We start from the raw sequence: 21,793 nt of genomic DNA, 5'->3' as shown, positions 1-21,793 counted from the left end.
GGACGTCTTGCCGGCCTTCGCGCCCGCCGCAAATCCGGCCTTTCCGGCAGGGTCGCCTGCGCGGGTCAATCCTTGCCTGGCAGGCGCCGGGCCATTCGTTCGGCCAAGGCCTCGTGCCCGCTGGCCTGCAGCCCGGCGATCGCGCCCAGATAGTCGCGCGCCTCGCGGTTCTGGCTGAGCTTCGATTTCGCCAGCGTCCTGCGCACCGCAATGCGGAAGGCGACGATACCGCCCAGCATCTGCTGCAGGTAATCGGCCGGCGCATCGGCCATGCGCCAAGCCTCGGGCCCGTTCAGGCGGCGCTCGTGGTTGCGGGTCAGCAGGCCGACCGCGGCGCGCTTGGCATGCTCGTCATGCTGGAAGGTGATGCCGCCATAGACATGCACCACCTGATAATTCCAGGTCGGGACGTGCCGGTGATGCTCGGGCTTGCTGGGATAGAAATTCGGCGAGACATAGGCATCCTCGCCGCGAAAGATCGCCAGCACCTCCTGCCGGTCGGGGATCAGCCGGTGCATGTCGTTGGCCAGGGCCACATGGCCGATCAGCGTGCCGTCCGGCGCGGCGAGCAGCGGGATATGGTTGGCGATCAGCCCCTCATCCGTCTGCGCCACGATACAGGCCAGAGGCGCAGCCTGGATGACCGCGGCGATCTCGTCGGGGCTGATCTCTTGGAAATGCGGGGGGACATACATGCGGCGATTCCGATGCTGAGGCGGTCCGATTGTGCCCCCCGGGCGCAGCGATGACAACGCCATGCGCCGCCCGCGACCGGGCCAGCGCCGCTAATAGGCCGCGCTGCCGGTGCCGGCGGGAAGCGCGCCATAGGGCAGCCAGATGGTCTTGCTGCGGCTGGCGGCACGCAGGAATTCCCGGCCCTGCGCCTGCGGGCCGTTCCAGTCGCGGGACGCTGGGGTCCAGACCGGGATCAGGGTCTCGGCCGCGGCGCGCTGCAGTTCGGCCAGCCCCTCGCCCTGCCCGGCGTGCCAGATCGCCGAAACGCCGTCATGCGCGGCCAGCGTCCCCGCCAGCGCATCGCGCGGGCCGCTGACGATATTGACCACGCCGCCCGGCATGTCCGAGCAGGCCAGGACCTGCGCCAATGTCAGCGCCGCCATCGGCCGATCCTGCGAGGGGATCGCCACCACGGCATTGCCCATGGCGATGGCCGGCAGCACCAGCGCCATGAAACCGGCGAGCGGCGCGGCCGTCGGCGCGACCAGCCCCATGACGCCATGCGGCTCGGGCTGGACATGGCACAGGTGGCCGGGCTTGGCCGAGACCGTGGCGCCGTCGTATTTGTCGGCAAAACCGGCATAGAAGAAGCAGCGGCGGATGGCGGCATCGACCTCGGCCGGGCTGGCGTAACCGGCGAATTCGGCACGGCGCTGCGCCAGGTTCTCGGCCAGGAAATACAGCACCTGCGCCCGGCCGTGACCGCCCAGGCCCTGCCATTTCGCCAACGCGGACCCCGCTGCCTCGACCGCGTTGCGGATGTCCTTGCGATTGCCCAGCGGCACCAGCTCGTCCTGTGCGAGGTAGCTCGCGCCGCCGTCCGGCCGCTTCTGCGCGCCGCCGATATAAAGCTTGACGGTGCGGTCGATCCCGGCGCTTTCCTCGGACGCCTCGGCCGGGGGGATGTCCGCCGGCACCGGGTCGCGCTGCGCGGCGACGGGGGCGGCCAGATAGTCAAGCATCCCCTCGCGCCCGCCCTCGCGGCCATAGCCCGAATCGCGCATGCCGCCAAAGGGCGCGGCCGCGTCGAAGAGGTTGGCGCAATTCACCCAGACCACGCCGGCCTTGATCCGGGCCGCCATGTCGGTCGCCACCGTGGCGCTTTCCGACCAGACCGAGGCCGCCAGCCCGTAGCGGGTGTTGTTGGCCAGGTCCGCCGCCTCGTCCGGGCTGCGGAAGGTCGAGAGCGTGGCGATGGGGCCGAAGATCTCCTCGACCATGCCGGGATTGGCGGGGGCGATGTTTCGCAGATAGCCCGGCGCGATGAAGCAGCCCGGCGCCGCCGCGCCGCCGACCAGTTCCGCCCCGGCGGCGGTCGCCCGGTCGAGGATGCGCAGGATGCGGTCCTTTTGCACCGGGTCGACGATGGCGCCGATATCTGTGGACTTGTCGAGCGGCGCGCCAAGCCGCAGCTTGCCCATCCGCGCCCGCAACAGCGCCTCGAACCGCGCGGCGACCGCTTCGGCGACCAGGATGCGCGAGCCGGCGCAGCAGACCTCGCCCTGGTTGAACCAGACCCCGTCGACCACGCCCTCGACGGCGGCGTCCAGGTCGGCATCCTCCATGACCACGAAGGGCGACTTGCCGCCCAGTTCCAGCGTCAGCCGCTTGCCCGAGCCGGCGACGGCGCGGGCAATACCGCGCCCGACCTCGGTCGAGCCGGTGAAGGCGATCTTGTCCACCGGGGCCGCGACCAGCGCCGCGCCGGTCTCGCCGTCGCCGGTGACGATGTTGACCACCCCGGCGGGCAGGCCGACATGGGCGCAGATCTCGGCAAAGGCCAGCGCGGTCAGCGGCGTCAATTCGGCGGGCTTCAGCACCACGGTATTGCCGGCGGCCAGCGCCGGCGCCACCTTCCAGGCCAGCATCAGCAGCGGGAAATTCCACGGGATGATCTGGCCGCAGACGCCCAAGGGGCCGTGGCCGGGAAACTCGGTCTCGGCCAGTTCGGCCCAGCCGGCATGGTGGTAGAAATGCCGCACCACCAGCGGCACGTCGATGTCGCGGCTTTCGCGGATCGGCTTGCCGTTGTCCAGCGTCTCCAGCACCGCCAGGAACCGCTCGCGCTTCTGGATCGTCCGGGCGATGGCATAGAGAAAGCGCGCCCGCACATGGCCGGGCATGGCGCCCCAGCCGCGCTGCGCCCGGCGGGCGGCACGCACCGCCTTCATCACGTCGCGGGCGGTGCCCTGCGTCACCTGCGCCAGCTCCTCGCCGGTCGAGGGATCGCGGCTGGCGAAGGTCTCGCCAGCCTTGGTAAAGCGCCCGGCGATGAAATGGCCGAAGCGGCCGCGTTCGCGCAGCCAGTCGCGGACGGCAGAGGCATCCTCGGGCGCGGGGCCGTATTCCATGCTTTCCATGATCTCGCTTACCTTCGGCATGTTCACCCCGCGGCCAGACGATGGGCGGCAGCGTAGCGCCCGGTGACGTGATGGGAAATCTGCCGCTCGATATCGGCCAGAAGCGAGCTGGCGCCGATGCGGAACAGATCCGCCCGCAGCCAGTCGCGGCCCAGTTCCTCGGCCATCAGCACCTGCCAGTTCAGCGCGTCCCTGGCGGTTTTCAACCCGCCGGCCGGCTTGAAGCCCACGGCAAAGCCGGTCCGGTCGCGATAGTCGCGGATCGCGCGCAGCATGACCAGCGACACCGGCAGCGTGGCATTCACCGGCTCCTTCCCGGTCGAGGTCTTGATGAAATCGGCGCCGGCCTGCATGGCGACATGGCTGGCCTTGGCGACATTGCCCAGGGTCTTGAGCTCGCCCGTCGCCAGGATCGCCTTCATCCGGGCATGGCCGCAAGCCTCGCGCATCTCGCAGATCTCGTCGTAAAGCGCCGCCCATTCCCCGCGCAGCACCAGCGCGCGGGAAATCACGATGTCGATCTCATCCGCGCCCTGATCCAATGCATAGCGGATCTCGGCCAGCCGCAGATCGAGCGGCATCAGCCCGGCGGGAAAGCCGGTCGCGACCGAGGCCACCGGGATCGCCGTGCCCTGCAAGGCGCGTTTCGCCACCGCCACCATGGTCGGATAGACGCAGACCGCGCCGGTGGTCAGATGCTCGACCCCCAGCGCCGCCAACTGGCCGGCATCGACCGGCTGGCGCGCCTTGGCGCACAGCCGCGCCACACGGTCGGGCGTGTCGTCGCCCGACAGCGTGGTCAGGTCGATGCAGCGCACCGCGTTCAGCAGCCAGGCCGCCTGCCATTCCTTCTTCAGGCTGCGGCGGGCGGTCAGGCTTGCGGCACGGCGCTCGGCCGCCGGGGTGTTGACCTGGATGGTCTCGAACCAGTCGAGGCTGAAATCGGTGCCGGGATTCTTGCGGTCCATGGCTCAGCGCCCCCGCAGCCCGTCCCACCAGCGCCGCATGCGCCCGCGCGCCCGGTCGCGGGCCGCGTCCGCCCGGGCGTCGAGCCGGTCCCAGGCCGCATCGGCGGAGCGCACGGCTGGGTCGATGGTCCGCTCGCGGAACTGGTTCCACATGCGCCAGAGCAGGAACAAGAGCGCCCCCAGGATCAGCAGGATGATCTGCGCCGCCCAGTTGAAGGGCTTCACCTCGGGCCCAGCCACCGGCTTGATCGAGATGGCGTTCGGATAGACCGAAAGCCAGGCGATGCGCCAGCCGTAAGAGGTCACGCTGACCCATTCGGGATTGGCCGCGGTCGAGCGCAGGTCCGTCGCCTGCGCATGCAGGTTCGAGCTGTCGTATTTGAAATAGGGCGGCCAGATCCAGCCGGTATCCTCGTTGCGATAGACATAGGGCTTGCCGTTCGGCCGCACCGTGTCGATGAAGCGCACGTCGCGCTGGCCCTGGGCGTTCTGCACCGTGCCGGTATCGGGCGAGGCATAGAAAAAGGCATTCGCGCCGATATCCGTCAGCCGGTTGTAGGTGTTGGTGATGCGGACCGTCTGCTTCGAGGGCAGCGTGTAATCCAGGAACAGAAAGACCGCGATCCCGAAGATCACCCCAAGGACGGTCAGGAACCAGCGCATCGGCGCCCCCTCAATTGTAGTTCACGATCACGATGATCACGACGATCGCGACCACCGGCAGGACCAGCACCAGCCCGACGAGCCGCGCCCGCAGGGTCTTGCTGAAGCCCACCATCGAACGCCGCACGAACTCGGCGCGTTCCGGGGACGGGCCCGCGCGCTCGGGATGGCGGCGATCCCATTCCTTTTCAAGCTCTTCCCGGCGCAGGCTGCGGATATAGATCCAGATCAGCGCATAGAAGATCAGCTCGACGATCAGGACCATGCCGATCAGGCGAAGAAAGGCGATCATCGGGCCGACCCTGGTTGCGAAAAGCCTGCCCCATGGAAGGCCCCCGCGCCGCGACTGTCAATGACCCCATTGCGGCGCCGCCGCGCCCGGCCTAGCCTTGCGCCATGGACGCGCTTGCCCGTGAGATCGAGAACCGCCGCGACGACCTGGTCCGCCTGACCCGGGATCTGATCCGCATCCCGACGTTGAACCCGCCGGGCCGCAACTATCGCGAGATCTGCGAATACCTGCAGGCCCGGCTGGCGCCGCAGGGCTGGGCCTGCGAACTGATCCGCGCCCATGGCGCGCCCGGCGACAGCGAGGCCTTTCCGCGCTGGAACCTGGTCGCCCGCCATCGGGGCGGCCCGCCCGGCGAATGCGTGCATTTCAACAGCCATCACGACGTGGTCGAGGTCGGCCATGGCTGGAGCCGCGATCCCTTCGCCGCGGAACTGGAGGGCGGCCGCATCTATGGCCGCGGCGCCTGCGACATGAAGGGCGGGCTGGCCGCCAGCATCATCGCAGCCGAGGCCTTCATCGCGCTTTACCCCGACCACCCCGGCCAGATCGAGATCAGCGCCACCGCGGACGAGGAATCGGGCGGTTTCGGCGGCGTGGCCTATCTTGCCGAACAGGGCGCCTTCGCCCATGTCGGCCATGTCATCATCCCCGAGCCGCTGCACAAGGACCGCATCTGCCTGGGCCATCGCGGCGTCTGGTGGGCCGAGATCGAGACGCATGGCCGCATCGCCCACGGCTCGATGCCCTTCCTGGGCGACAGCGCCATCCGCCACATGGGCGCGGTGCTGGAAGAAATGGAGCGCACGCTGTTCCCGCTGCTGATGACCAAGCGGACCCAGATGCCGGTGATCCCCGAGGGCGCGCGCAACTCGACGCTGAACATCAACTCGATCCATGGCGGCGAACCGGATCACGGCCCGGACTTCACCGGCCTGCCGGCGCCCTGCGTCGCCGACCGCTGCCGCATCGTGATCGACCGCCGCTTCCTGATCGAGGAGGAGCTCTCGGAAGTAAAGCGCGAGGTCACCGCGCTGCTCGAACAGGTCAGGGCGCAACGCCCCGGATTCTCCTATGAAATCCGCGACCTGTTCGAGGTGATCCCCAGCATGACCGACCGCGAGGCGCCGGTGGTGCGCTCGACCGCCGCCGCCATCGAACGGGTGCTGGGCCGCGAGGCCGGCTATGTGGTCAGCCCCGGCACCTACGACCAGAAACATATCGACCGCATCGGCAAGCTGAAAAACTGCATTGCCTACGGCCCCGGCGTGCTGGACCTGGCGCACCAGCCCGACGAATGGGTGGGGGTGGACGATATGCGGGATTCCGCCCGGGTCATGGCCCTGGTGCTCGACGACATCCTGCGCGGCCCCGCGGGGGATTCCCCCCGCCCCGCGCCTGTGGCATGATCGCCCGAAACCAGCGAGCAGCCGCCGAGCAGCCTATGACCCAACGCCTGTCGATCAGCGCCATCATCTTCTTCGTCGTGATGATCCTTCTGGGCGTCTATTTCGCCTACGCGGCGGTGCAGGGCCCCTCGGGCATCCTGCGGCGGGTGCAGCTGCAGGCCGAAACGCAGGAACTGGTCCAGCAGCGCGACAAGCTGCAGGCCGAAGTGGACCGGATGCGCAACCTGACCCGGCGCCTGTCGGACGACTATCTCGACCTCGACCTGCTGGACGAACGCGCCCGCGACGTGCTGGGCCTGGTGCGCGCCGACGAGATCATCATCCGCTGAGCCTCCCGCAAACATCGGCCGCGCCTTCTCTGTTGCCCAAATACCCCCGCACCCGCGCCCCAGGACGCGGCGATGCCCCCTGCGCGGCTCGACTATTTCCCCGGCGCAAGCGGCTTTCCGCATCTGCCCTCTGGACGGATGCACGAGTCCGGTTTACTTCCCCCGAAAGCTTCGCCTAGAATTAGTTTAACGCTGAACTATCCCCGCCCCGAGGAGGAGGCCCATGGTCAGAAAGCCCGCAGCCAGGCAGAACACGTCCAACGTGTCCAAGGACGAACTGCTCAAATACTACCGCGACATGCTGTTGATCCGGCGATTCGAGGAAAAGGCCGGCCAGCTTTACGGCATGGGCCTGATCGGTGGCTTCTGCCATCTCTATATCGGGCAGGAGGCCGTCGTCGTCGGCCTCGAGGCCGCCGCCAAGGAAGGCGACAAGCGCATCACCTCCTATCGCGACCACGGCCACATGCTGGCCTGCGGCATGGAAGCCCGCGGCGTGATGGCCGAGCTGACCGGCCGCATCGGCGGCTATTCCAAGGGCAAGGGCGGCTCGATGCACATGTTCAGCCGCGAGAAGCATTTCTACGGCGGCCACGGCATCGTCGCGGCGCAGGTGCCTCTGGGTGCCGGCCTGGCCTTCGCCGACAAGTATCTCGGCAACGACAATGTCACCTTCGTCTATTTCGGCGACGGCGCCTCGAACCAGGGCCAGGTCTACGAGACCTACAACATGGCCGAGCTCTGGGAACTGCCGGTGGTCTTCGTCATCGAGAACAACCAGTATGCCATGGGCACCTCGATGAAGCGTTCGACCAAGTCGACCACGCTCTTCGGCCGCGGCGAATCCTTCGGCATCAAGGGCGAACAGGTGGACGGCATGGACGTGCTGGCGGTCAAGGCCGCGGGCGAGAAGGCCGTGGCGCATTGCCGCGCCGGCAAGGGGCCCTACATCCTCGAAGTCATGACCTATCGCTATCGCGGCCATTCCATGTCCGACCCGGCGAAATACCGCACCCGCGAGGAAGTGCAGAAGATGCGCGACGAGCGCGACGCCATCGAGCATGTGCGCGAGTTGCTGCTGACTGGCAAGCACGCCTCCGAAGAGGACCTCAAGGCCATCGACAAGGAAATCAAGGATATCGTGAACGATTCCGCCGAATTCGCCAAGGAAAGCCCCGAGCCGCCGCTGGAAGAGCTCTGGACCGATATCTACGCCAAGGAAGTGCCGCAGGGCGGCGCGGAACAGAACGCCTGAGGGGAGGGAACCATGGCAACCGAAATCCTGATGCCCGCCCTGTCGCCGACCATGGAAGAAGGCACGCTGGCCAAATGGCTGGTCAAGGAAGGCGATAGCGTGAAATCCGGCGACATCCTCGCCGAGATCGAGACCGACAAGGCCACGATGGAGTTCGAGGCCGTCGAGGAGGGCATCCTCGGCAAGCTGCTGATCGCCGAGGGCACCCAGGGGGTCAAGGTCAACACCCCCATCGCCGTGCTGGTCGAGGAAGGCGAATCCGCCGATGCCGTCCCGGCGCCGAAGGCCGAGGCGCCCGCCGAGGCCGCACCCGCCGAGGCCAGGGCCGAGGCTCCGTCCGCCCCGGCCGAGGCGGCCGCCCCTGCCCCGGCTCCGGTCGCGGACCAGTCACCCGACTGGCCGGAAGGCACGCCGATGAAGACCATGACCGTGCGCGAGGCCCTGCGCGAGGCCATGGAAGAGGAAATGAACCGCGACGAGACCGTCTTCCTGATGGGCGAGGAAGTCGGCGAATACCAGGGCGCCTACAAGATCAGCCAGGGCCTTCTGGACAAGTTCGGTCCGCGCCGCGTGGTGGACACGCCGATCTCGGAAATCGGCTTTGCCGGCATCGGCACCGGCGCCGCCATGGCCGGGCTGCGCCCGATCGTCGAGTTCATGACCTTCAACTTCGCCATGCAGGCCATCGACCATATCATCAACTCGGCCGCCAAGACGCTTTACATGTCCGGCGGCCAGATGGGCTGCCCCATCGTCTTCCGCGGCCCGAACGGCGCCGCCGCGCGCGTGGCGGCCCAGCACAGCCAGGATTACGCGGCCTGGTATGCGCAGATCCCCGGCCTCAAGGTGGTGATGCCCTATTCGGCGGCCGATGCGAAGGGCCTGCTGAAGCAGGCGATCCGCGACCCGAACCCGGTGATCTTCCTGGAAAACGAGATCCTCTACGGCCGCAGCTTCGAGGTGCCGGATCTTGACGATTTCACCATCCCCTTCGGCAAGGCCAAGATCGTGCGCCCCGGCAAGGACGTGACCCTGGTCAGCTTCGGCATCGGCATGGTCCATGCGCTCGAAGCCGCCGAGAAACTGGCCGCCGAGGGCATTGAGGCCGAGGTGATCGACCTGCGCACCCTGCGCCCCATCGATTACGCCACGCTGATCGAATCGGTAAAGCGCACCAACCGCTGCGTGACGGTGGAGGAAGGCTTCCCGGTCGCCTCGATCGGCAACCACCTCTCGGCCCATATCATGGAGAACGCCTTCGACTATCTCGACGCGCCGGTGATCAACTGCACCGGCAAGGACGTGCCCATGCCCTATGCCGCGAACCTTGAAAAGCACGCGCTGATCACCTCGGACGAGGTCGTGGCCGCGGTCAAGAAAGTCACCTACCGTTAAGGAGCGAGCGAGATGCCGACAGAAATCCTGATGCCCGCGCTTTCTCCGACCATGGAAGAGGGCACGCTGGCCAAATGGCTGGTCAAAGAGGGCGACGAGGTCAAATCCGGCGACATCCTGGCCGAGATCGAGACCGACAAGGCCACGATGGAATTCGAGGCCGTCGACGAAGGCAAGCTGGGCAAGATCCTGATCGCCGAGGGCACGGCAGGGGTCAAGGTCAACACCCCCATCGCGGTGCTGCTGGAGGAGGGCGAATCCGCCGACGACCTCGGCGCGGCGCCGGCGCCCAAGGCGGAAGCCAGGCCCGAGGCGACGAAAGCCGAAGCCGCCCCGGCACCGGCGGCAGCCGCAGCCCCAGCCCCGGCCGCGCCGAAATCGGCCGAGGGCGGGCGCATCTTCGCCTCGCCCCTGGCGCGGCGCATTGCGGCAGAAAAGGGCATCGACCTCGCCTCGGTCCAGGGCTCCGGCCCGCATGGCCGCATCGTCAAGGCGGATGTCGAGGGCGCCAAGCCCGGCGCGGCCAAGCCTGCCGCCACCGATGCCCCGAAAGCCGCCGCTCCCGCCCCGGCGACCGCAGCCCCCGCCGGCCCCTCCGCGGAAACCATCCTCAAGATCTATGCCGACCGCGAGACCGAGGAGGTGGCGCTGGACGGCATGCGCCGCACCATCGCCGCGCGCCTGTCGGAAGCCAAGCAGACCATCCCGCATTTCTACCTGCGCCGGTCCGCGAAGCTCGACGAACTGATGAAGTTCCGCGCCATGCTGAACAAGCAGCTGGAATCGCGGGGCGTGAAGCTGTCGGTGAACGACTTCATCATCAAGGCCTGCGCGCTGGCCCTGCAAGAGGTGCCGGATGCGAACGCGGTCTGGGCCGGCGACCGGATCCTGAAGCTGAAGCATTCGGACGTGGCTGTCGCGGTGGCGATCGAAGGCGGGCTCTTCACCCCGGTGCTGAAGGACGCGCAGCAAAAGACGCTGTCCGCCCTCTCGGCCGAGATGAAGGACCTGGCCACCCGCGCCAAGACCAAGAAGCTCGCGCCCCACGAATACCAGGGCGGCAGCTTCGCCATCTCCAACCTCGGCATGTTCGGGATCGAGAATTTCGACGCGGTGATCAACCCGCCGCATGGCGCGATCCTCGCCGTCGGTGCCGGCATCCAGACCCCGGTGGTCGAGAATGGCGAGGTGGTGGTCCGCAACGTCATGTCGATGACCCTCTCGGTCGACCACCGGGTGATCGACGGCGCCCTCGGCGCCCAGCTGCTGGAAGCCATCGTCAAGCACCTGGAAAACCCGATGGGCATGCTGGCCTGATCCGGGCAGCATGAACCGCAAAGGGGGCCGGCGGCCCCCTTTCTTCTTTCTTGTCCAAATATCCCGCGGGGGTCCGGGGGCGCGAAGCCCCCGGCAGCGGCCTCACTCGCCCGCCGCCTCCGCCGCCGCGTTCAGCCCGATCCGCCGCCGCAGCCAGCGCGCCACCCGCACCTGCCCGCCATGAATGACCGAGAACAGCGACGGCACGAACAGCAGCGACAGCAGCGTGGAAAGCAGCAGCCCCCCGATCACCGCGATGGCCATGGGCGAGCTGAACTCGGCCCCTTCGCCGGTGCCGAGGGCCGAGGGCACCATGCCCGCCGTCATGGCGATGGTGGTCATGACGATGGGCCGGGCCCGCTTGTGCACCGCATCCAGGATCGCCGCGCGCTTCTCCGTGCCCTGGTCCATGGAGCTGACGGCGAATTCCACCAGCATGATGGCGTTCTTGGTCACGATCCCCATCAGCATCAGGAAGCCGATCACCACCGCCATGCTGATGGAATTGCCGGTCAGGAACAGCGCCAGGATCGCGCCGCCGATGGCCAGCGGCAGCGACATCAGGATCGAGACCGGGGTGACGAAATTGTGGAACAAGAGCACCAGCACCACATAGGTCAGCAGCACGCCCGAGATCATCGCCACGGTGAAGGCCTGGAACACCTCGGCCATGATCTCGGCATCGCCCGAGGGCTGGATCTGGGTTCCCGCCGGCAGCTCCACCTGGCTCTGCAAGGCCGTGACCTGCGCGTTCACCGGCCCCAGCAGCGCCCCGCCCGCCAGGTTCGCCGACACCGTGGTGCGATAGCGCCGGTCGTAGCGCCCGATCTCGGTCGCCCCGGCCGAGATCGACACATCCGCCACCACCTCCAGCGGCACCTGCCCGGCCGAGCTTGGCACCCGCAGGTTGCGCACCGTCATCAGGTCGCGCCGGGCCGATTCGTCCAGCCGCACCATGATCGGGATCTGCTTGTCGCCGGTGTTGAACTTGGCAAGGTTCGATTCCGTGTCGCCCAGCGTCGCCACCCGCAGCGTCGTCGCCAGCGCGCTGGCGGTGACGCCCAGCTGCGCCGCGACCTCGGGGCGCGGATGGATCTGGATCTCGGGCCGCTGCAGGCTGGCCGAGGATGTGACCCCCTCCAGCGTGGACAGGGTCTTCATCGCCGCCATCAGCCGCTCGGCCGCCTCGGCCGCGCCCTCCTCGCTGTCCCCAAGGACCGAGACCTGCAGGTCGGCATTGCCCTCTTCGTTCTGGAAGTTGATCCGCAGGTCCGGAACCTGCGACAGGTCGCGCTTCAACTCGTCCTCGATGACGAAGCTCGACCGCTCGCGCTCTTCCTTGGGGCCGTAATTGACCATCAGCTTGGCCTTGGCCACGTCGTCCTCTCCGCCATTGACGAAGACCGAGCGCACCTCGGGCACCGCGCCGATGCGCTGCGAGATCATCCGCGCCGCCGCCTCGGTTTCCGACACCGTGGCGCCGGGCGGCAATTCGATGGTGATCTGGCTGCGGCCGACATCCGAGGCCGGGATGAATTCGGTCGGCAGCAGCGTGGCGGAAAAGATCGAGCCGGCAAAGACCCCCAGCCCCATCAGCAGCGTCAGGCCGCGATGGCGCAGCGTCCAGGCCAGCACCGCCATCAGCGTCCGCAGCACCGGCCCGTCGCGCTCCTCGGCCAGGCGGGTGTTGTCGCGCAGGAAATAGGCGGCCAGCATCGGCGTGATCAGCCGCGCCACCAGAAGCGAGAACAGCACCGAAACCGCGACGGTCAAGCCGAATTGCTTGAAATACTGGCCCGGAATCCCGCCCATGAAGCTGACCGGGGCAAAGACCGCGACGATCGAGAAGCTGATGGCGATGACGGTCAGGCCGATCTCGTTCGCGGCCTCCATGCTGGCCTCATAGGCGGGAACGCCCATGTTGATGTGCCGCACGATATTTTCGATCTCGACGATGGCGTCGTCGACCAGGATGCCGGTGACAAGGGTGATCGCCAGCAGGCTGATGCCGTTCAGCGTGAAGCCCAGCCAATGCATGACGAAGAAGGTCGGGATGATCGACAGGGGCAGCGCCACGGCGGCGATCAGCGTCGCGCGCCAGTTCCTCAGGAACAGGAACACCACCACCACCGCCAGCGCCGCGCCCTCGTAGAGCGTCTCCATCGTGGAATGGTAGCTGCCCGAGGTATAGGTCGTGGCATCGTCGATCAGGGTGATGCGGGTGCCGGGATTGCGCGCCTCGATCTCGGCGATGCGGGCCTTGGTGCCGTCGCCGGCCTCCAGATCGGATTCGCCGCTGGCGCGGAAGACGCCGAAGGCGACCACGGGCTGGCCGTCGAGCAGCGCGAACTTGCGTTCCTCGCTGGCGCCGTCGGTGACGCTGCCCAGCTGGTCCAGCCGCACCGTCCGCCCGCCCCCGATCAGGATCGGCGTCGCGGCCAGCCGGGCCACGTCGCCCGCCGATCCCAGCGCGCGGATGGAATATTCCGTGCCGGCCAGATCGCCCCGGCCGCCGCCCATGTCGATGTTCTTGGCCCGCAGCTGATCCGAGATCTCGGCAGCCGTCAGCCCGAAGGCCATGATGCGGTCGGGGTCCAGCTCGACATTGATCTGGCGGTCGGCGCCGCCGATGCGGGTGATGCTGGCGACGCCCGGCACGGTGGACAGGTCCCGCGACACCACGTCGTCGACGAAATCCGACAGCTGCTCGATGCTCATGCCGGGATTGCTGACGGCATAGGTCAGGATCGCCATGCCGCTGACGTCGATGCGGTGGATCAGCGGCTCGACGATGGATTCCGGCAGGTCGGCGCGGACATTGGCCACCGCGTCCTTGACGTCGTTGACGGCGCGGTCGGTATCGGTTTCCAGCTCGAATTCGACATAGATGCGGGCCGAACTGTCGGTCGCGGACGAGGTGATGTGCCGCACGCCGGTGATCGAGGCGATGGAATCCTCGATGGGCTGGATCACCTGCCGCGTCAGCTCGCTGGGGGCGGCGCCGGGCTGGCTGACCACGACGCTGACCAGCGGCAGGTCGATATTCGGCATGGCCGTGACCGCCAGCCGGCTGAAGCTGTAGAACCCCATCAGCATCAGCACGAGGAAGATCGCGATGGGCGGCACCGGATGGCGTATGGACCAGGCCGAGAAGTTCATGGCGCCGCCCGCACCTGGTCGCCGCTGCGGAAGAAGGCGCCGGCCCGGGCCACCACCGTCTCGCCGGCCGCGATGCCCTCGACGATCTCGCGCCGGCCTTGCCAGAGCAGGCCGGTGCGGACCTCGCGCGCCTCGATCCGGCCGTCCTTGACCACCTGCACCCGCTCGCCCGAGGCATCCGCCAGGATGGCCGAGCTGGGCACGGTCACCGCCTCGCGCCTGTCTGTGATGATCCAGCCGCTGGCGAAAAGTCCCGGACGTAGGCGCGGGTCGGGTTCCAGTGCGATCCGCGCCAGGCCAAGCCGCGTCACCGGATCGACGGCGGCCGGCACCAGCCGCAGCTTGCCCTCGACGCGGCCAAGACCCGCGACCGCGATCTCGGCCGTATCGCCCGGCTTCAGCTGGCTCAGCGCGGTCTCGATCACGTCGGCCTCAAGCTCGACCTCGCCGCCGGCGATCAGGGTGAACAGCGGCTCGCCGCCGCCGCCGGGAATGGCCCCCCGCCGGGCGGTCCGCGCCACCACCACGCCATCGACCGGCGCGACGATGCGGGCATGGTCCAGGTTCAGCCGCGCGATGCGCTGCGCCGCCGCGGCCTGGGCCTGCGCCGCCCGCGCCACGCCCAGCCCGTCCGAGGCCGAGGCAGAGGCCGCCCGCGCCGAAGCCTCGGTGGCGATGGCCTGATCCAGCACCGCCTGGCTGGCATTGCCGCTTTGCCGCAGGCTGCGGGTGCGCTCCAGCGCCGCGACGGCCTGGGTCAGGCTGGCCTCGGCGCTGGCGATCTGGCTTTCGGCCTGCCGCACCCCGGCCTCGGCGCGCTGATATTCGGCCTCGGCCTGGGCCAGCTGCGCCGACAGCACGTCCTCGGACAGCCGCGCCAGCACCTGCCCGGCCTTGACCCGGTCGCCGACCTCCGCCTCGATGCCGGTGATCTCGTGCCCCGAGACGAGGGCATGGACCTGCACCTCCTGCCGCGCCACCAGCGAGCCCGAGACCGGCACCCGCGCCTCGATCCAGCTGCGCTCGGCGGTGGCCAGCGTCACCACGGGCAGTTCGGTCTGCTCGACCGCGCCCGCGGTCTCGGCCATGACCATGCCGGCCGGTCCCAGGGACAGGGCAAGCGCCAGCATCGCGATCCGGGTGATCCGGCAGGTTGCCGTCATCGTCCCCTCCAAACCAATCTGCGGCGCAACATAGTCGCGCCTGCCCCCGGCAACAATGCCAGCCGGGTTTCAGAAGGAAACGCTGACGCCGGGTAGGTTCAACTCGCCGATCAGGTCGCGCAGTTCCTGCCGCGCGGCAATGTTGGACATGCTGAGCTGTTCCGTGCCGATATCCTTGAGGTCGAGAAGCGTCAATCCGCGCGGAAACAGCTCGCGGAAGATCACCCGCTCGGAAAAACCGGGCGCCACGCGGAAGCCGATGCGCCTGGACAGGTTCGCCAGCGCGCCGCCGACCTTGCGCTTGTTGTGCATCGCCTGCGTACCCAGCCGGTTGCGCAGCACCAGCCAGTCGATCGGCCCCGCCCCCGCCTCGCCGCGCAGTTGGCGGGCGGACCAGACCATCTCGGCATAGATCGAAGGCCCGAGGATCTTGCCCTCGGGCGACAGCCGCGCCAGCAGGTCGAAATCGACGAAACTGTCGTTCATCGGCGTGATCAGCGTATCGGCCAGCGTATGCGCCATCTGGCTGAGCTTCGTATGCGACCCTGGACAGTCCAGCAGGATGAAGTCGCATTCGGCATCCAGCGCCGCGACCGCCTGCGACAGCGGGTCCGGGCCGCCGGGGATCTCGGGCTGGAGATGGCCCAGCAGCGGCATCGGCAGATCTAGCCCCTCGCGTTGCGCGAAGGCGGCGCGGTTCTCGAGATAGCGGCCGAAGCTGCGCTGGCGCACGTCCAGATCGAGCGCACCGACCCGGTGGCCCATGCGCGCCAGCGCGGTCGCCACATGCATCGAGGTCGTGGACTTGCCCGAACCGCCCTTTTCGTTGCCGACGACGATGATATGCGCCACGAATCCCCCTGCGATGCCCGCCGCTTACGGGCCGGACCATAGGCCGCGACAGCCGCGATGAAAAGCGCCCAGGCCGGCGAATCGCCGGGGCCGCATCCTTTTCGCGCCGGGCCGGACCAGGGCCACGCACCCCGCAAACACCTGTTCCGGCGCCATTCTTTCATCACGACTTGGTTGGTCGATATTTATCTTGAAAAATACGATCAGATATGTCGTTATATAGCCATGCCGGAGTCATCCGGCGGGGTCAGCCAGGGAGGGAGCCAGAGATGACCGTGCTGAACCATCTGTCGGCCTTTGCCGAACATGCGCTGCGGGTCGCCATGCCCGCCGCCCCACGCTATGCGGTCAGCCTGATCGACCGCCGCACGGGCAGGCCGCATCGCATCTCGGACATACCGCTGCGCCTGATCACCGGCGTGCCTTTCGAGACCGCGTGCGAGCTGATGCGCCACCGCGACCCGTCGCGCTGGGACACCGCCATCCATCGCCTCGACCGGAAAGGAGCGATCCGATGATCCACGCCATTTTCCCCAAGCCGAACCGCGGCTTTGCCACCATCGCCCTGTCGGCGCATCAAAGCGCGCAGGGTCCGGTGCTGCGCGAATATCGCGACGGCCGCGTGGTGATCGACACCGGCCGCGGCCAGCTGACCGGCCTGCCGCTGAACCGGGCCCCGCGTGCGCCGGTCTGGATGCCGATCTTCGGCCTGGCCTATTGAATCGCCGATCCGGCGCGCATCCGGCCCTTCGCACCGCGCCGGCAGCGGGCCGCCCACCGCCCGCCCAACGAAAAACGCCGCCCCTTGGGGCGGCGTTTGCATTGCGGTCCGGGTCCGGGATCAGAAGCCCAGGCCGGCGTATTTGTTCTTGAACTTCGACACGCGGCCGCCGGTGTCCATCAGCTTGGCCGAGCCGCCGGTCCAGGCGGGGTGCGAGGTCGGGTCGATGTCCAGCGACATGGTGTCGCCTTCCTTGCCCCAGGTCGAACGCACCTGATAGGTGGTGCCGTCGGTCATCTTGACCTCGATCAGGTGATAGTCGGGATGGATGTCTGCTTTCATGGCGCGTCTCCTCAGGCCTGAGCGTCGGCTTTGGGCTTGTAGTTGCTGACCTCGGCGATACGGGCCGATTTGCCGCGGCGATCGCGCAGGTAATACAGCTTGGCGCGGCGGACCCGGCCGCGGCGCACCACGGTGATCGAGTCGATATTGGTCGAGTAGAGCGGGAAGACACGCTCGACGCCCTCGCCGAACGAGATCTTGCGCACGGTGAACGAGGCGCCGATGCCGCCGCCCTTACGCGAGATGACCACGCCTTCGTAGTTCTGCACGCGGGTGCGGGTGCCTTCGGTCACCTTGTAGCCGACGCGGACGGTGTCGCCGGCCTTGAAATCGGGGATGTCCTTGCCGAGCGCGGCGATCTGCTCGGCTTCCAACTGGGCGATCAGGTTCATCGCTATGGTTCCTCTTGATGCTCGCGGTAGCCCCGCGATTGGTCTGATGCGCCCGAGAGCTGTCGGTCCTTTGCCGGGTCCATACGAGTTTCCTCATATGCCCGCCACAGGTCGGGGCGGCGTTCCTTGGTAAGCCTTTCGGCCATGTCGCGCCGCCAACTGGCAATAGCCGCGTGATTGCCGGACAAAAGCACTTCCGGGATCGCGCGGCCTTCCCAAAGGGCGGGCTTCGTGTACTGCGGATGTTCAAGCAGGCCGCCATGGTCCGGGGAAAAGGATTCCTCGGCCAGAGACTCCTGATTCCCCAGCACGCGCGGTATAAGGCGAACCGTCGCGTCGATCAAGACCTGAGCCGCCAGTTCCCCGCCGGTCAGGACATAGTCGCCGATGCTGATCTCTTCGATGCCATGGGCGTCCAGCACCCGCTGGTCCACGCCCTCGAACCGGCCGCAGATCAGGGTCATGCCCGGGCCCTTGGCCAGTTGCCGCGCCCGCGCCTGGGTGAAGGGCCTGCCGCGCGGCGAAAGATAGATCACCGGCAGGTCCCCGCCCGCCTCGCGCAATGCCGCATCCATCACGTCGGGGCGGATCACCATGCCGGCGCCGCCGCCGGCGGGCGTGTCGTCCACGTTGCGGTGGCGGCCGATGCCGAAGGGGCGCAGGTCGATGCTGCGCAGGTTCCACAGCCCCTCCGACAGCGCCCTTCCGGTCAGGGAAAGCCCCAGAACGCCGGGAAAAGCCTCGGGGAAAAGCGTGATGACCTGTGCGGTCCATGCGCCCCTGACCTGCGGCTCGGCCATCAGATCGCGCGGCTGCGTGCTGGCCCGGATCGACAGCCGGCCGTGGGATTTCATCGCCCCGCCGGTCATTCCTGGTCTTCCGGCGGGTCGGCGACGATGCGCCCGGCGGCGATGTCCACCGTCGGCACGAAGGCACGGGTAAAGGGCAAAAGCAGCGCCTGCCCGCGGCCGGCGCCGTGGATTTCCAGGATATCGCCCGCGCCGTGATCGTAGATCGCCCGGACCTTGCCCAGCAGCGCGCCGCCGGTGTCATAGACCGACAGGCCGATCAGGTCGGCATGGTAGAATTCGTCGTCCGGCAGCGCCGGAAGCCTGTCGCGGTCGGCCCAGAGGGTGACGCCCTTCAGCGCCTCGGCCTGTTCCCGCGTCTCGATGCCCGACAGCCGGGCGCCAAGCCCGCCCGTCACCGGCCGCGTCAGGCGGACGGTGAACGAGCGGCTGCCGTCTTCGGTGTAAAGCGGGGCATAGGCGGCAATATCGTTGGGCTGCGAGGTGAAGCTCTTCAGCCTCACCTCGCCCCGGACGCCGAAGGCACCCGCGATCGCGCCGACGCAGACCCGCTCGGCCATTATTCCGAAGCGGCTTCTTCGGCCGGGGCGTTGGCCGCGGCTTCACGGGCGGCGCGCTTCTCGGCGCGTTCCTTGGCGGCCTTGCCGGGCTCGCCCTTCTTCAGGTTCTTGCGCTCGGATTTCTCTTTCACGCCGGCGGCTTCCAGGAAGCGGGCGACGCGGTCGGTCGGCTGCGCGCCCTGGGCCAGCCAGTATTGCACCCGCTCGAGGTTCATCTTGATGCGCTCTTCCGAATCCTTGGGCAGGAGCGGGTTGTAGGTGCCCAGCTTCTCGATGAAGCGGCCGTCGCGCGGCATGCGCGAGTCCGAGGCGACGATGGCGTAATGGGGGCGTTTCTTCGAGCCACCACGGGCCAGGCGGATTTTCATTGCCATTGCGTTTCTCCTTTGGAATGGCGGGGTTGCAGGATGCGCCGGAGCGCAGCCTACGGGTCGGGTTGCGGTTGGCAGGCTGCGTCTTGACGCATCCTAGGCGTGGTATCGTTCATGATGCCGGATCACTTCGGCGATCACGAAGTTCAGGAATTTGCGCGCGAATTCCGGGTCGAGATCGGCCTCGCGCGCGAGGCGTTCCAGCCGCTCGATCTGCTGCGCCTCGCGGGCGGGATCGGACGGCGGAAGGTCGTGTTCGGCCTTGAGGCGGCCGACGGACTGGGTGTGCTTGAACCGCTCGGCAAGCGTATAGACCAGGATCGCGTCCAGCCGGTCGATGCTGGCGCGATGCTCCTTGAGCAGCGTCGCGGCGCGGGCGGTCGGGTCACTCATTCGGGTCTCCGCTGGCTGAAATCTGGCTGCAGGGGGCATGGGCGCCGCCGAAGGACTTGCTCATGCCGCGCCCCTCATCGGATGGCGATAGACGAGGCAGGGTTCCTTGCCGGGATGCGCCGCATCCGGGTCGCGCACCGCGCCCAGCCTCTCGGCCAGGGCGGCCGAGCGGGCATTGGCGGGCAGGATATAGCTGACGGCGGTGGTCCAGCCGAGCTGCCGGGCGGCGAAGTCGCGGGCGGCCAGCGCCGCCTCATGCGCGATGCCCCTGCCCTCGACCGCGACGTCCCAGAGCGTCCAGCCCAGCTCGTGCTCGGGCCAACCATCCGGGAACCAGGGCCCGACCAAGCCGAGCGGCGCGCCGCCGTCGCGATCCGTCACCACGAAGGAGCCGAAGCCGCGCAGCACCCAATGGCCGACGATATGGCCGAAGGCCCGCCATGCCTGTCCCGGCTCGACCATCGGGCCGCCGATCCAGCGCGCCCGCTCGCCGATGGCGAAATCGCGCCATGCCGGCCAGTCGCCGGCCTGCGGGGCACGCAGGACCAGTCGCTCGGTCGTCAGCACGGGCGTGTCGGAGAGCGTGACCACTTATTTCTTCCCGAACAGTCCCGAGAGTCCGCCGGGCAGGTTCAGCTTGCCCAGATCGCCGCCCAGCCCCTTGGGGTCCTGCAACATCTTCGTCGCCTCGGCCATCTTGGCCGGATCGACATTGGCCATGTCGGGCAGCCCGCCGCCCTTGCCGGTCATGGCGCGCATGGCCTGTTTCAGCATGCCGCCCTTGCCCATCTTGCCGAGCTTCTTCATCGTGTCGGCCATCTGCTTCTGCATCTTCAGCAGCTTGTTCAGTTCCGACACTTCCATGCCGGCGCCGGCGGCGATGCGCTTCTTGCGGCTGGCCTGCAGGATGTCCGGATTGGCGCGTTCCTTCTTGGTCATCGAATTGATCAGCGCGATCTGGCGCTTGATCGCCTTGTCGTCGAAGCCGGCGGCCTCGGCCTGCTTGGCCATCTTGCCCATGCCCGGCATCATGCCCATGATCGACTGCATGCCGCCCATCTTGAGCATCTGCTCAAGCTGGCCCCGCAGATCGTTCATGTTGAACATGCCCTTCTGGAAGCGCCGCATCATGCGCTCGGCCTGCTCGACCTCCAGCACTTCCTGCGCCTTCTCGACCAGGGCGACGATATCGCCCATGCCGAGGATGCGGCCGGCAATGCGCTGCGCGTCGAAGGCTTCCAGCGCGTCCATCTTTTCGCCAAGGCCGACGAAGCGGATCGGCTTGCCGGTCACGGCACGCATCGACAGCGCCGCGCCGCCGCGGCCGTCGCCGTCCATCCGGGTCAGCACCACGCCCGAGATGCCGACCTTGCCGTCGAATTCGCCGGCGACGTTCACCGCGTCCTGGCCGGTCAGACCGTCGACGACCAGCAGCGTCTCGCGCGGGTTCGCCACGTCGCGGACCGCCTGCACCTCGTCCATCAGCACTTCGTCGATATGCAGCCGGCCGGCGGTGTCGAGCATATAGACGTCATAGCCGCCCAGCGTCGCCTGCTGCTTGGCGCGTCTGGCGATCTGCACGGCATTCTCGCCCGGCAAGATGGGCAGGGTATCGACGCCGATCTGCTGGCCCAGGATCGCCAGCTGCTCCATGGCGGCGGGACGGTTGGTGTCCAGCGAGGCCATCAGCACGCGCTTCTTCTCGCGGTCCTTCAGGCGCTTCGCCAGCTTCGCGGTGGTGGTGGTCTTGCCCGAGCCCTGAAGCCCGACCATCAGGATCGGCGCCGGCGGGTTGTCGATGCGCAGCGCGTCGGGCTCGTCCTCGCCCTGCAGGACCTTGATCAGCTCGTCATGGACGATCTTCACGACCTGCTGGCCGGGAGTGATCGACTTGGTGACCGCGGCGCCGGTAGCCTTCTGCGTCACCGATTTCACGAAGCTGCGCGCCACCGGCAGCGAGACGTCGGCCTCCAGCAGCGCGACGCGCACCTCGCGCATGGCGGCGGCGACGTCCTCCTCGGACAGCGCACCCTGCCTGGTCAGCCGGTCGAAGACGCCGCCAAGGCGGTCGGACAGGTTTTCAAACATCGGCGGCCCTCCTGATGGTTGCCGTTGCCCCGGGTATGGGGCGCGAATAAACAGTGACGCCCCCGTGGGCGCAACGCGCTGACGGGGGGCGATCCCCGGCGGGCGGGGACCGGAAGGGCGGACCTTCCGGGAATCCCGGTGTGGATAGGCCGAAATCGAGGCCAAGTCAACCGGAGGTCAACTTCTTGTTGACTGCAACTCGACTGTAATGGTGCCAATTCAA

General features: G+C 68.0%; 23 protein-coding genes. 7 read left to right on the top strand and 16 right to left on the bottom strand.

Going from position 1 to position 21,793, the window contains the following annotated elements; translation table 11 throughout:
• Window positions 1–65: 65 nt before the first annotated feature.
• The 5 genes from PARJ55_RS0107690 to PARJ55_RS0107670 form a co-directional block, all read right to left on the bottom strand.
• Window positions 66–695 carry an FMN-binding negative transcriptional regulator gene (locus PARJ55_RS0107690; protein WP_028712507.1) on the bottom strand — a complete coding sequence of 210 codons (630 nt, stop codon included), beginning with the start codon at window positions 693–695 and terminating at the stop codon, window positions 66–68.
• A gap of 90 nt (window positions 696–785) precedes the next feature.
• A complete protein-coding gene (locus PARJ55_RS0107685) occupies window positions 786–3,116 on the bottom strand; it encodes an aldehyde dehydrogenase family protein (RefSeq protein ID WP_028712506.1) in 2,331 nt (776 codons plus the stop codon).
• Between the two features lie 2 nt (window positions 3,117–3,118).
• On the bottom strand, window positions 3,119–4,063 hold the full coding sequence (gene deoC, locus PARJ55_RS0107680) for a deoxyribose-phosphate aldolase (RefSeq protein ID WP_028712505.1): 945 nt from the start codon (window positions 4,061–4,063) through the stop codon (window positions 3,119–3,121).
• 3 nt (window positions 4,064–4,066) lie between these two features.
• Complete coding sequence (locus PARJ55_RS0107675) at window positions 4,067–4,726, bottom strand: DUF1523 family protein (RefSeq protein ID WP_028712504.1); 660 nt, start codon at window positions 4,724–4,726, stop codon at window positions 4,067–4,069.
• Between the two features lie 10 nt (window positions 4,727–4,736).
• Window positions 4,737–5,018: a hypothetical protein gene (locus PARJ55_RS0107670; RefSeq protein WP_028712503.1), complete on the bottom strand. Its 282-nt coding sequence runs from the start codon at window positions 5,016–5,018 to the stop codon at window positions 4,737–4,739.
• A gap of 104 nt (window positions 5,019–5,122) precedes the next feature.
• Here PARJ55_RS0107670 and PARJ55_RS0107665 point away from each other — a divergent pair, with 104 nt between their 5' ends.
• From PARJ55_RS0107665 to PARJ55_RS0107645, 5 genes are all read left to right on the top strand, one after another.
• Entirely contained in the window at window positions 5,123–6,424 is a 1,302-nt protein-coding gene (locus PARJ55_RS0107665) for an acetylornithine deacetylase/succinyl-diaminopimelate desuccinylase family protein (protein WP_028712502.1), read from the top strand.
• Between the two features lie 35 nt (window positions 6,425–6,459).
• A complete protein-coding gene (locus PARJ55_RS0107660) occupies window positions 6,460–6,753 on the top strand; it encodes a septum formation initiator family protein (RefSeq protein ID WP_028712501.1) in 294 nt (97 codons plus the stop codon).
• 223 nt (window positions 6,754–6,976) lie between these two features.
• A complete protein-coding gene (gene pdhA, locus PARJ55_RS0107655) occupies window positions 6,977–8,008 on the top strand; it encodes a pyruvate dehydrogenase (acetyl-transferring) E1 component subunit alpha (RefSeq protein WP_028712500.1) in 1,032 nt (343 codons plus the stop codon).
• A gap of 12 nt (window positions 8,009–8,020) precedes the next feature.
• Window positions 8,021–9,403 (top strand): pyruvate dehydrogenase complex E1 component subunit beta, encoded by a 1,383-nt coding sequence (locus PARJ55_RS0107650; RefSeq protein ID WP_028712499.1) that lies wholly within the window; start codon window positions 8,021–8,023, stop codon window positions 9,401–9,403.
• Window positions 9,404–9,415: 12 nt separating this feature from the next.
• A complete protein-coding gene (locus PARJ55_RS0107645; protein WP_028712498.1) occupies window positions 9,416–10,720 on the top strand; it encodes a pyruvate dehydrogenase complex dihydrolipoamide acetyltransferase in 1,305 nt (434 codons plus the stop codon).
• A gap of 102 nt (window positions 10,721–10,822) precedes the next feature.
• Here PARJ55_RS0107645 and PARJ55_RS0107640 read toward each other — a convergent pair whose 3' ends face one another.
• The 3 genes from PARJ55_RS0107640 to PARJ55_RS0107630 all read right to left on the bottom strand — a co-directional run bounded on the left by PARJ55_RS0107640 (window position 10,823) and on the right by PARJ55_RS0107630 (window position 15,894).
• Window positions 10,823–13,879 carry an efflux RND transporter permease subunit gene (locus PARJ55_RS0107640; protein WP_028712497.1) on the bottom strand — a complete coding sequence of 1,019 codons (3,057 nt, stop codon included), beginning with the start codon at window positions 13,877–13,879 and terminating at the stop codon, window positions 10,823–10,825.
• Window positions 13,876–15,042, bottom strand: a complete 1,167-nt coding sequence (locus PARJ55_RS0107635) for an efflux RND transporter periplasmic adaptor subunit (RefSeq protein ID WP_028712496.1) — start codon at window positions 15,040–15,042, stop codon at window positions 13,876–13,878. The genes PARJ55_RS0107640 and PARJ55_RS0107635 overlap by 4 nt, the downstream gene beginning before the upstream one ends.
• A gap of 69 nt (window positions 15,043–15,111) precedes the next feature.
• The gene (locus PARJ55_RS0107630) at window positions 15,112–15,894 is read right to left on the bottom strand and encodes a division plane positioning ATPase MipZ (RefSeq protein WP_028712495.1); all 783 of its coding nucleotides are present in this window, start codon (window positions 15,892–15,894) and stop codon (window positions 15,112–15,114) included.
• Between the two features lie 269 nt (window positions 15,895–16,163).
• Between PARJ55_RS0107630 and PARJ55_RS0107625 the strand changes: the two genes are divergently transcribed.
• Window positions 16,164–16,412 (top strand): hypothetical protein, encoded by a 249-nt coding sequence (locus PARJ55_RS0107625; RefSeq protein WP_028712494.1) that lies wholly within the window; start codon window positions 16,164–16,166, stop codon window positions 16,410–16,412.
• Window positions 16,409–16,615 carry a hypothetical protein gene (locus PARJ55_RS0107620; protein WP_028712493.1) on the top strand — a complete coding sequence of 69 codons (207 nt, stop codon included), beginning with the start codon at window positions 16,409–16,411 and terminating at the stop codon, window positions 16,613–16,615. The genes PARJ55_RS0107625 and PARJ55_RS0107620 overlap by 4 nt, the downstream gene beginning before the upstream one ends.
• 120 nt (window positions 16,616–16,735) lie before the next feature.
• On the opposite strand, the gene rpmE is transcribed toward PARJ55_RS0107620, so the two are convergent.
• From rpmE to ffh, 8 genes are all read right to left on the bottom strand, one after another.
• A complete protein-coding gene (gene rpmE, locus PARJ55_RS0107615; RefSeq protein ID WP_010395846.1) occupies window positions 16,736–16,957 on the bottom strand; it encodes a 50S ribosomal protein L31 in 222 nt (73 codons plus the stop codon).
• 11 nt (window positions 16,958–16,968) lie between these two features.
• Window positions 16,969–17,349 (bottom strand): 50S ribosomal protein L19, encoded by a 381-nt coding sequence (rplS, locus tag PARJ55_RS0107610; RefSeq protein ID WP_028712492.1) that lies wholly within the window; start codon window positions 17,347–17,349, stop codon window positions 16,969–16,971.
• A 2-nt stretch (window positions 17,350–17,351) separates the two neighbouring features.
• The gene (gene trmD / locus PARJ55_RS0107605; protein WP_028712491.1) at window positions 17,352–18,218 is read right to left on the bottom strand and encodes a tRNA (guanosine(37)-N1)-methyltransferase TrmD; all 867 of its coding nucleotides are present in this window, start codon (window positions 18,216–18,218) and stop codon (window positions 17,352–17,354) included.
• A complete protein-coding gene (gene rimM, locus PARJ55_RS0107600) occupies window positions 18,215–18,718 on the bottom strand; it encodes a ribosome maturation factor RimM (RefSeq protein WP_028712490.1) in 504 nt (167 codons plus the stop codon). Before rimM ends, trmD begins: the two co-directional genes overlap by 4 nt.
• On the bottom strand, window positions 18,718–19,092 hold the full coding sequence (rpsP, locus tag PARJ55_RS0107595; RefSeq protein ID WP_028712489.1) for a 30S ribosomal protein S16: 375 nt from the start codon (window positions 19,090–19,092) through the stop codon (window positions 18,718–18,720). The genes rimM and rpsP overlap by 1 nt, the downstream gene beginning before the upstream one ends.
• A 93-nt stretch (window positions 19,093–19,185) precedes the next feature.
• Window positions 19,186–19,482, bottom strand: a complete 297-nt coding sequence (locus PARJ55_RS0107590) for a chorismate mutase (RefSeq protein WP_028712488.1) — start codon at window positions 19,480–19,482, stop codon at window positions 19,186–19,188.
• 60 nt (window positions 19,483–19,542) lie between these two features.
• Complete coding sequence (locus PARJ55_RS0107585; protein ID WP_028712487.1) at window positions 19,543–20,073, bottom strand: GNAT family N-acetyltransferase; 531 nt, start codon at window positions 20,071–20,073, stop codon at window positions 19,543–19,545.
• Window positions 20,074–21,570 (bottom strand): signal recognition particle protein, encoded by a 1,497-nt coding sequence (gene ffh / locus PARJ55_RS0107580; RefSeq protein ID WP_028712486.1) that lies wholly within the window; start codon window positions 21,568–21,570, stop codon window positions 20,074–20,076. It lies immediately after the preceding gene.
• Window positions 21,571–21,793 lie beyond the last annotated feature (223 nt).

Source organism: Paracoccus sp. J55 (genome assembly GCF_000513975.1).
In the GTDB taxonomy this organism is placed as follows: domain Bacteria; phylum Pseudomonadota; class Alphaproteobacteria; order Rhodobacterales; family Rhodobacteraceae; genus Paracoccus.
The sequence above is the reverse complement of the archived record's forward strand: the minus strand, read 5'-3'. Positions and strand labels throughout refer to the sequence as shown.

Bases quoted from the DNA above. Each gene is read 5' to 3' on its own strand.
- PARJ55_RS0107690 (WP_028712507.1), bottom strand. From the start codon at position 695: ATGTATGTCCCCCCGCATTTCCAAGAGATCAGCCCCGACGAGATCGCC.
- PARJ55_RS0107685 (WP_028712506.1), bottom strand. From the start codon at position 3,116: ATGCCGAAGGTAAGCGAGATCATGGAAAGCATGGAATACGGCCCCGCG.
- deoC (WP_028712505.1), bottom strand. From the start codon at position 4,063: ATGGACCGCAAGAATCCCGGCACCGATTTCAGCCTCGACTGGTTCGAG.
- PARJ55_RS0107675 (WP_028712504.1), bottom strand. From the start codon at position 4,726: ATGCGCTGGTTCCTGACCGTCCTTGGGGTGATCTTCGGGATCGCGGTC.
- PARJ55_RS0107670 (WP_028712503.1), bottom strand. From the start codon at position 5,018: ATGATCGCCTTTCTTCGCCTGATCGGCATGGTCCTGATCGTCGAGCTG.
- PARJ55_RS0107665 (WP_028712502.1), top strand. From the start codon at position 5,123: ATGGACGCGCTTGCCCGTGAGATCGAGAACCGCCGCGACGACCTGGTC.
- PARJ55_RS0107660 (WP_028712501.1), top strand. From the start codon at position 6,460: ATGACCCAACGCCTGTCGATCAGCGCCATCATCTTCTTCGTCGTGATG.
- pdhA (WP_028712500.1), top strand. From the start codon at position 6,977: ATGGTCAGAAAGCCCGCAGCCAGGCAGAACACGTCCAACGTGTCCAAG.
- PARJ55_RS0107650 (WP_028712499.1), top strand. From the start codon at position 8,021: ATGGCAACCGAAATCCTGATGCCCGCCCTGTCGCCGACCATGGAAGAA.
- PARJ55_RS0107645 (WP_028712498.1), top strand. From the start codon at position 9,416: ATGCCGACAGAAATCCTGATGCCCGCGCTTTCTCCGACCATGGAAGAG.
- PARJ55_RS0107640 (WP_028712497.1), bottom strand. From the start codon at position 13,879: ATGAACTTCTCGGCCTGGTCCATACGCCATCCGGTGCCGCCCATCGCG.
- PARJ55_RS0107635 (WP_028712496.1), bottom strand. From the start codon at position 15,042: ATGACGGCAACCTGCCGGATCACCCGGATCGCGATGCTGGCGCTTGCC.
- PARJ55_RS0107625 (WP_028712494.1), top strand. From the start codon at position 16,164: ATGACCGTGCTGAACCATCTGTCGGCCTTTGCCGAACATGCGCTGCGG.
- PARJ55_RS0107620 (WP_028712493.1), top strand. From the start codon at position 16,409: ATGATCCACGCCATTTTCCCCAAGCCGAACCGCGGCTTTGCCACCATC.
- rpmE (WP_010395846.1), bottom strand. From the start codon at position 16,957: ATGAAAGCAGACATCCATCCCGACTATCACCTGATCGAGGTCAAGATG.
- rplS (WP_028712492.1), bottom strand. From the start codon at position 17,349: ATGAACCTGATCGCCCAGTTGGAAGCCGAGCAGATCGCCGCGCTCGGC.
- trmD (WP_028712491.1), bottom strand. From the start codon at position 18,218: ATGACCGGCGGGGCGATGAAATCCCACGGCCGGCTGTCGATCCGGGCC.
- rimM (WP_028712490.1), bottom strand. From the start codon at position 18,718: ATGGCCGAGCGGGTCTGCGTCGGCGCGATCGCGGGTGCCTTCGGCGTC.
- rpsP (WP_028712489.1), bottom strand. From the start codon at position 19,092: ATGGCAATGAAAATCCGCCTGGCCCGTGGTGGCTCGAAGAAACGCCCC.
- PARJ55_RS0107590 (WP_028712488.1), bottom strand. From the start codon at position 19,482: ATGAGTGACCCGACCGCCCGCGCCGCGACGCTGCTCAAGGAGCATCGC.
- ffh (WP_028712486.1), bottom strand. From the start codon at position 21,570: ATGTTTGAAAACCTGTCCGACCGCCTTGGCGGCGTCTTCGACCGGCTG.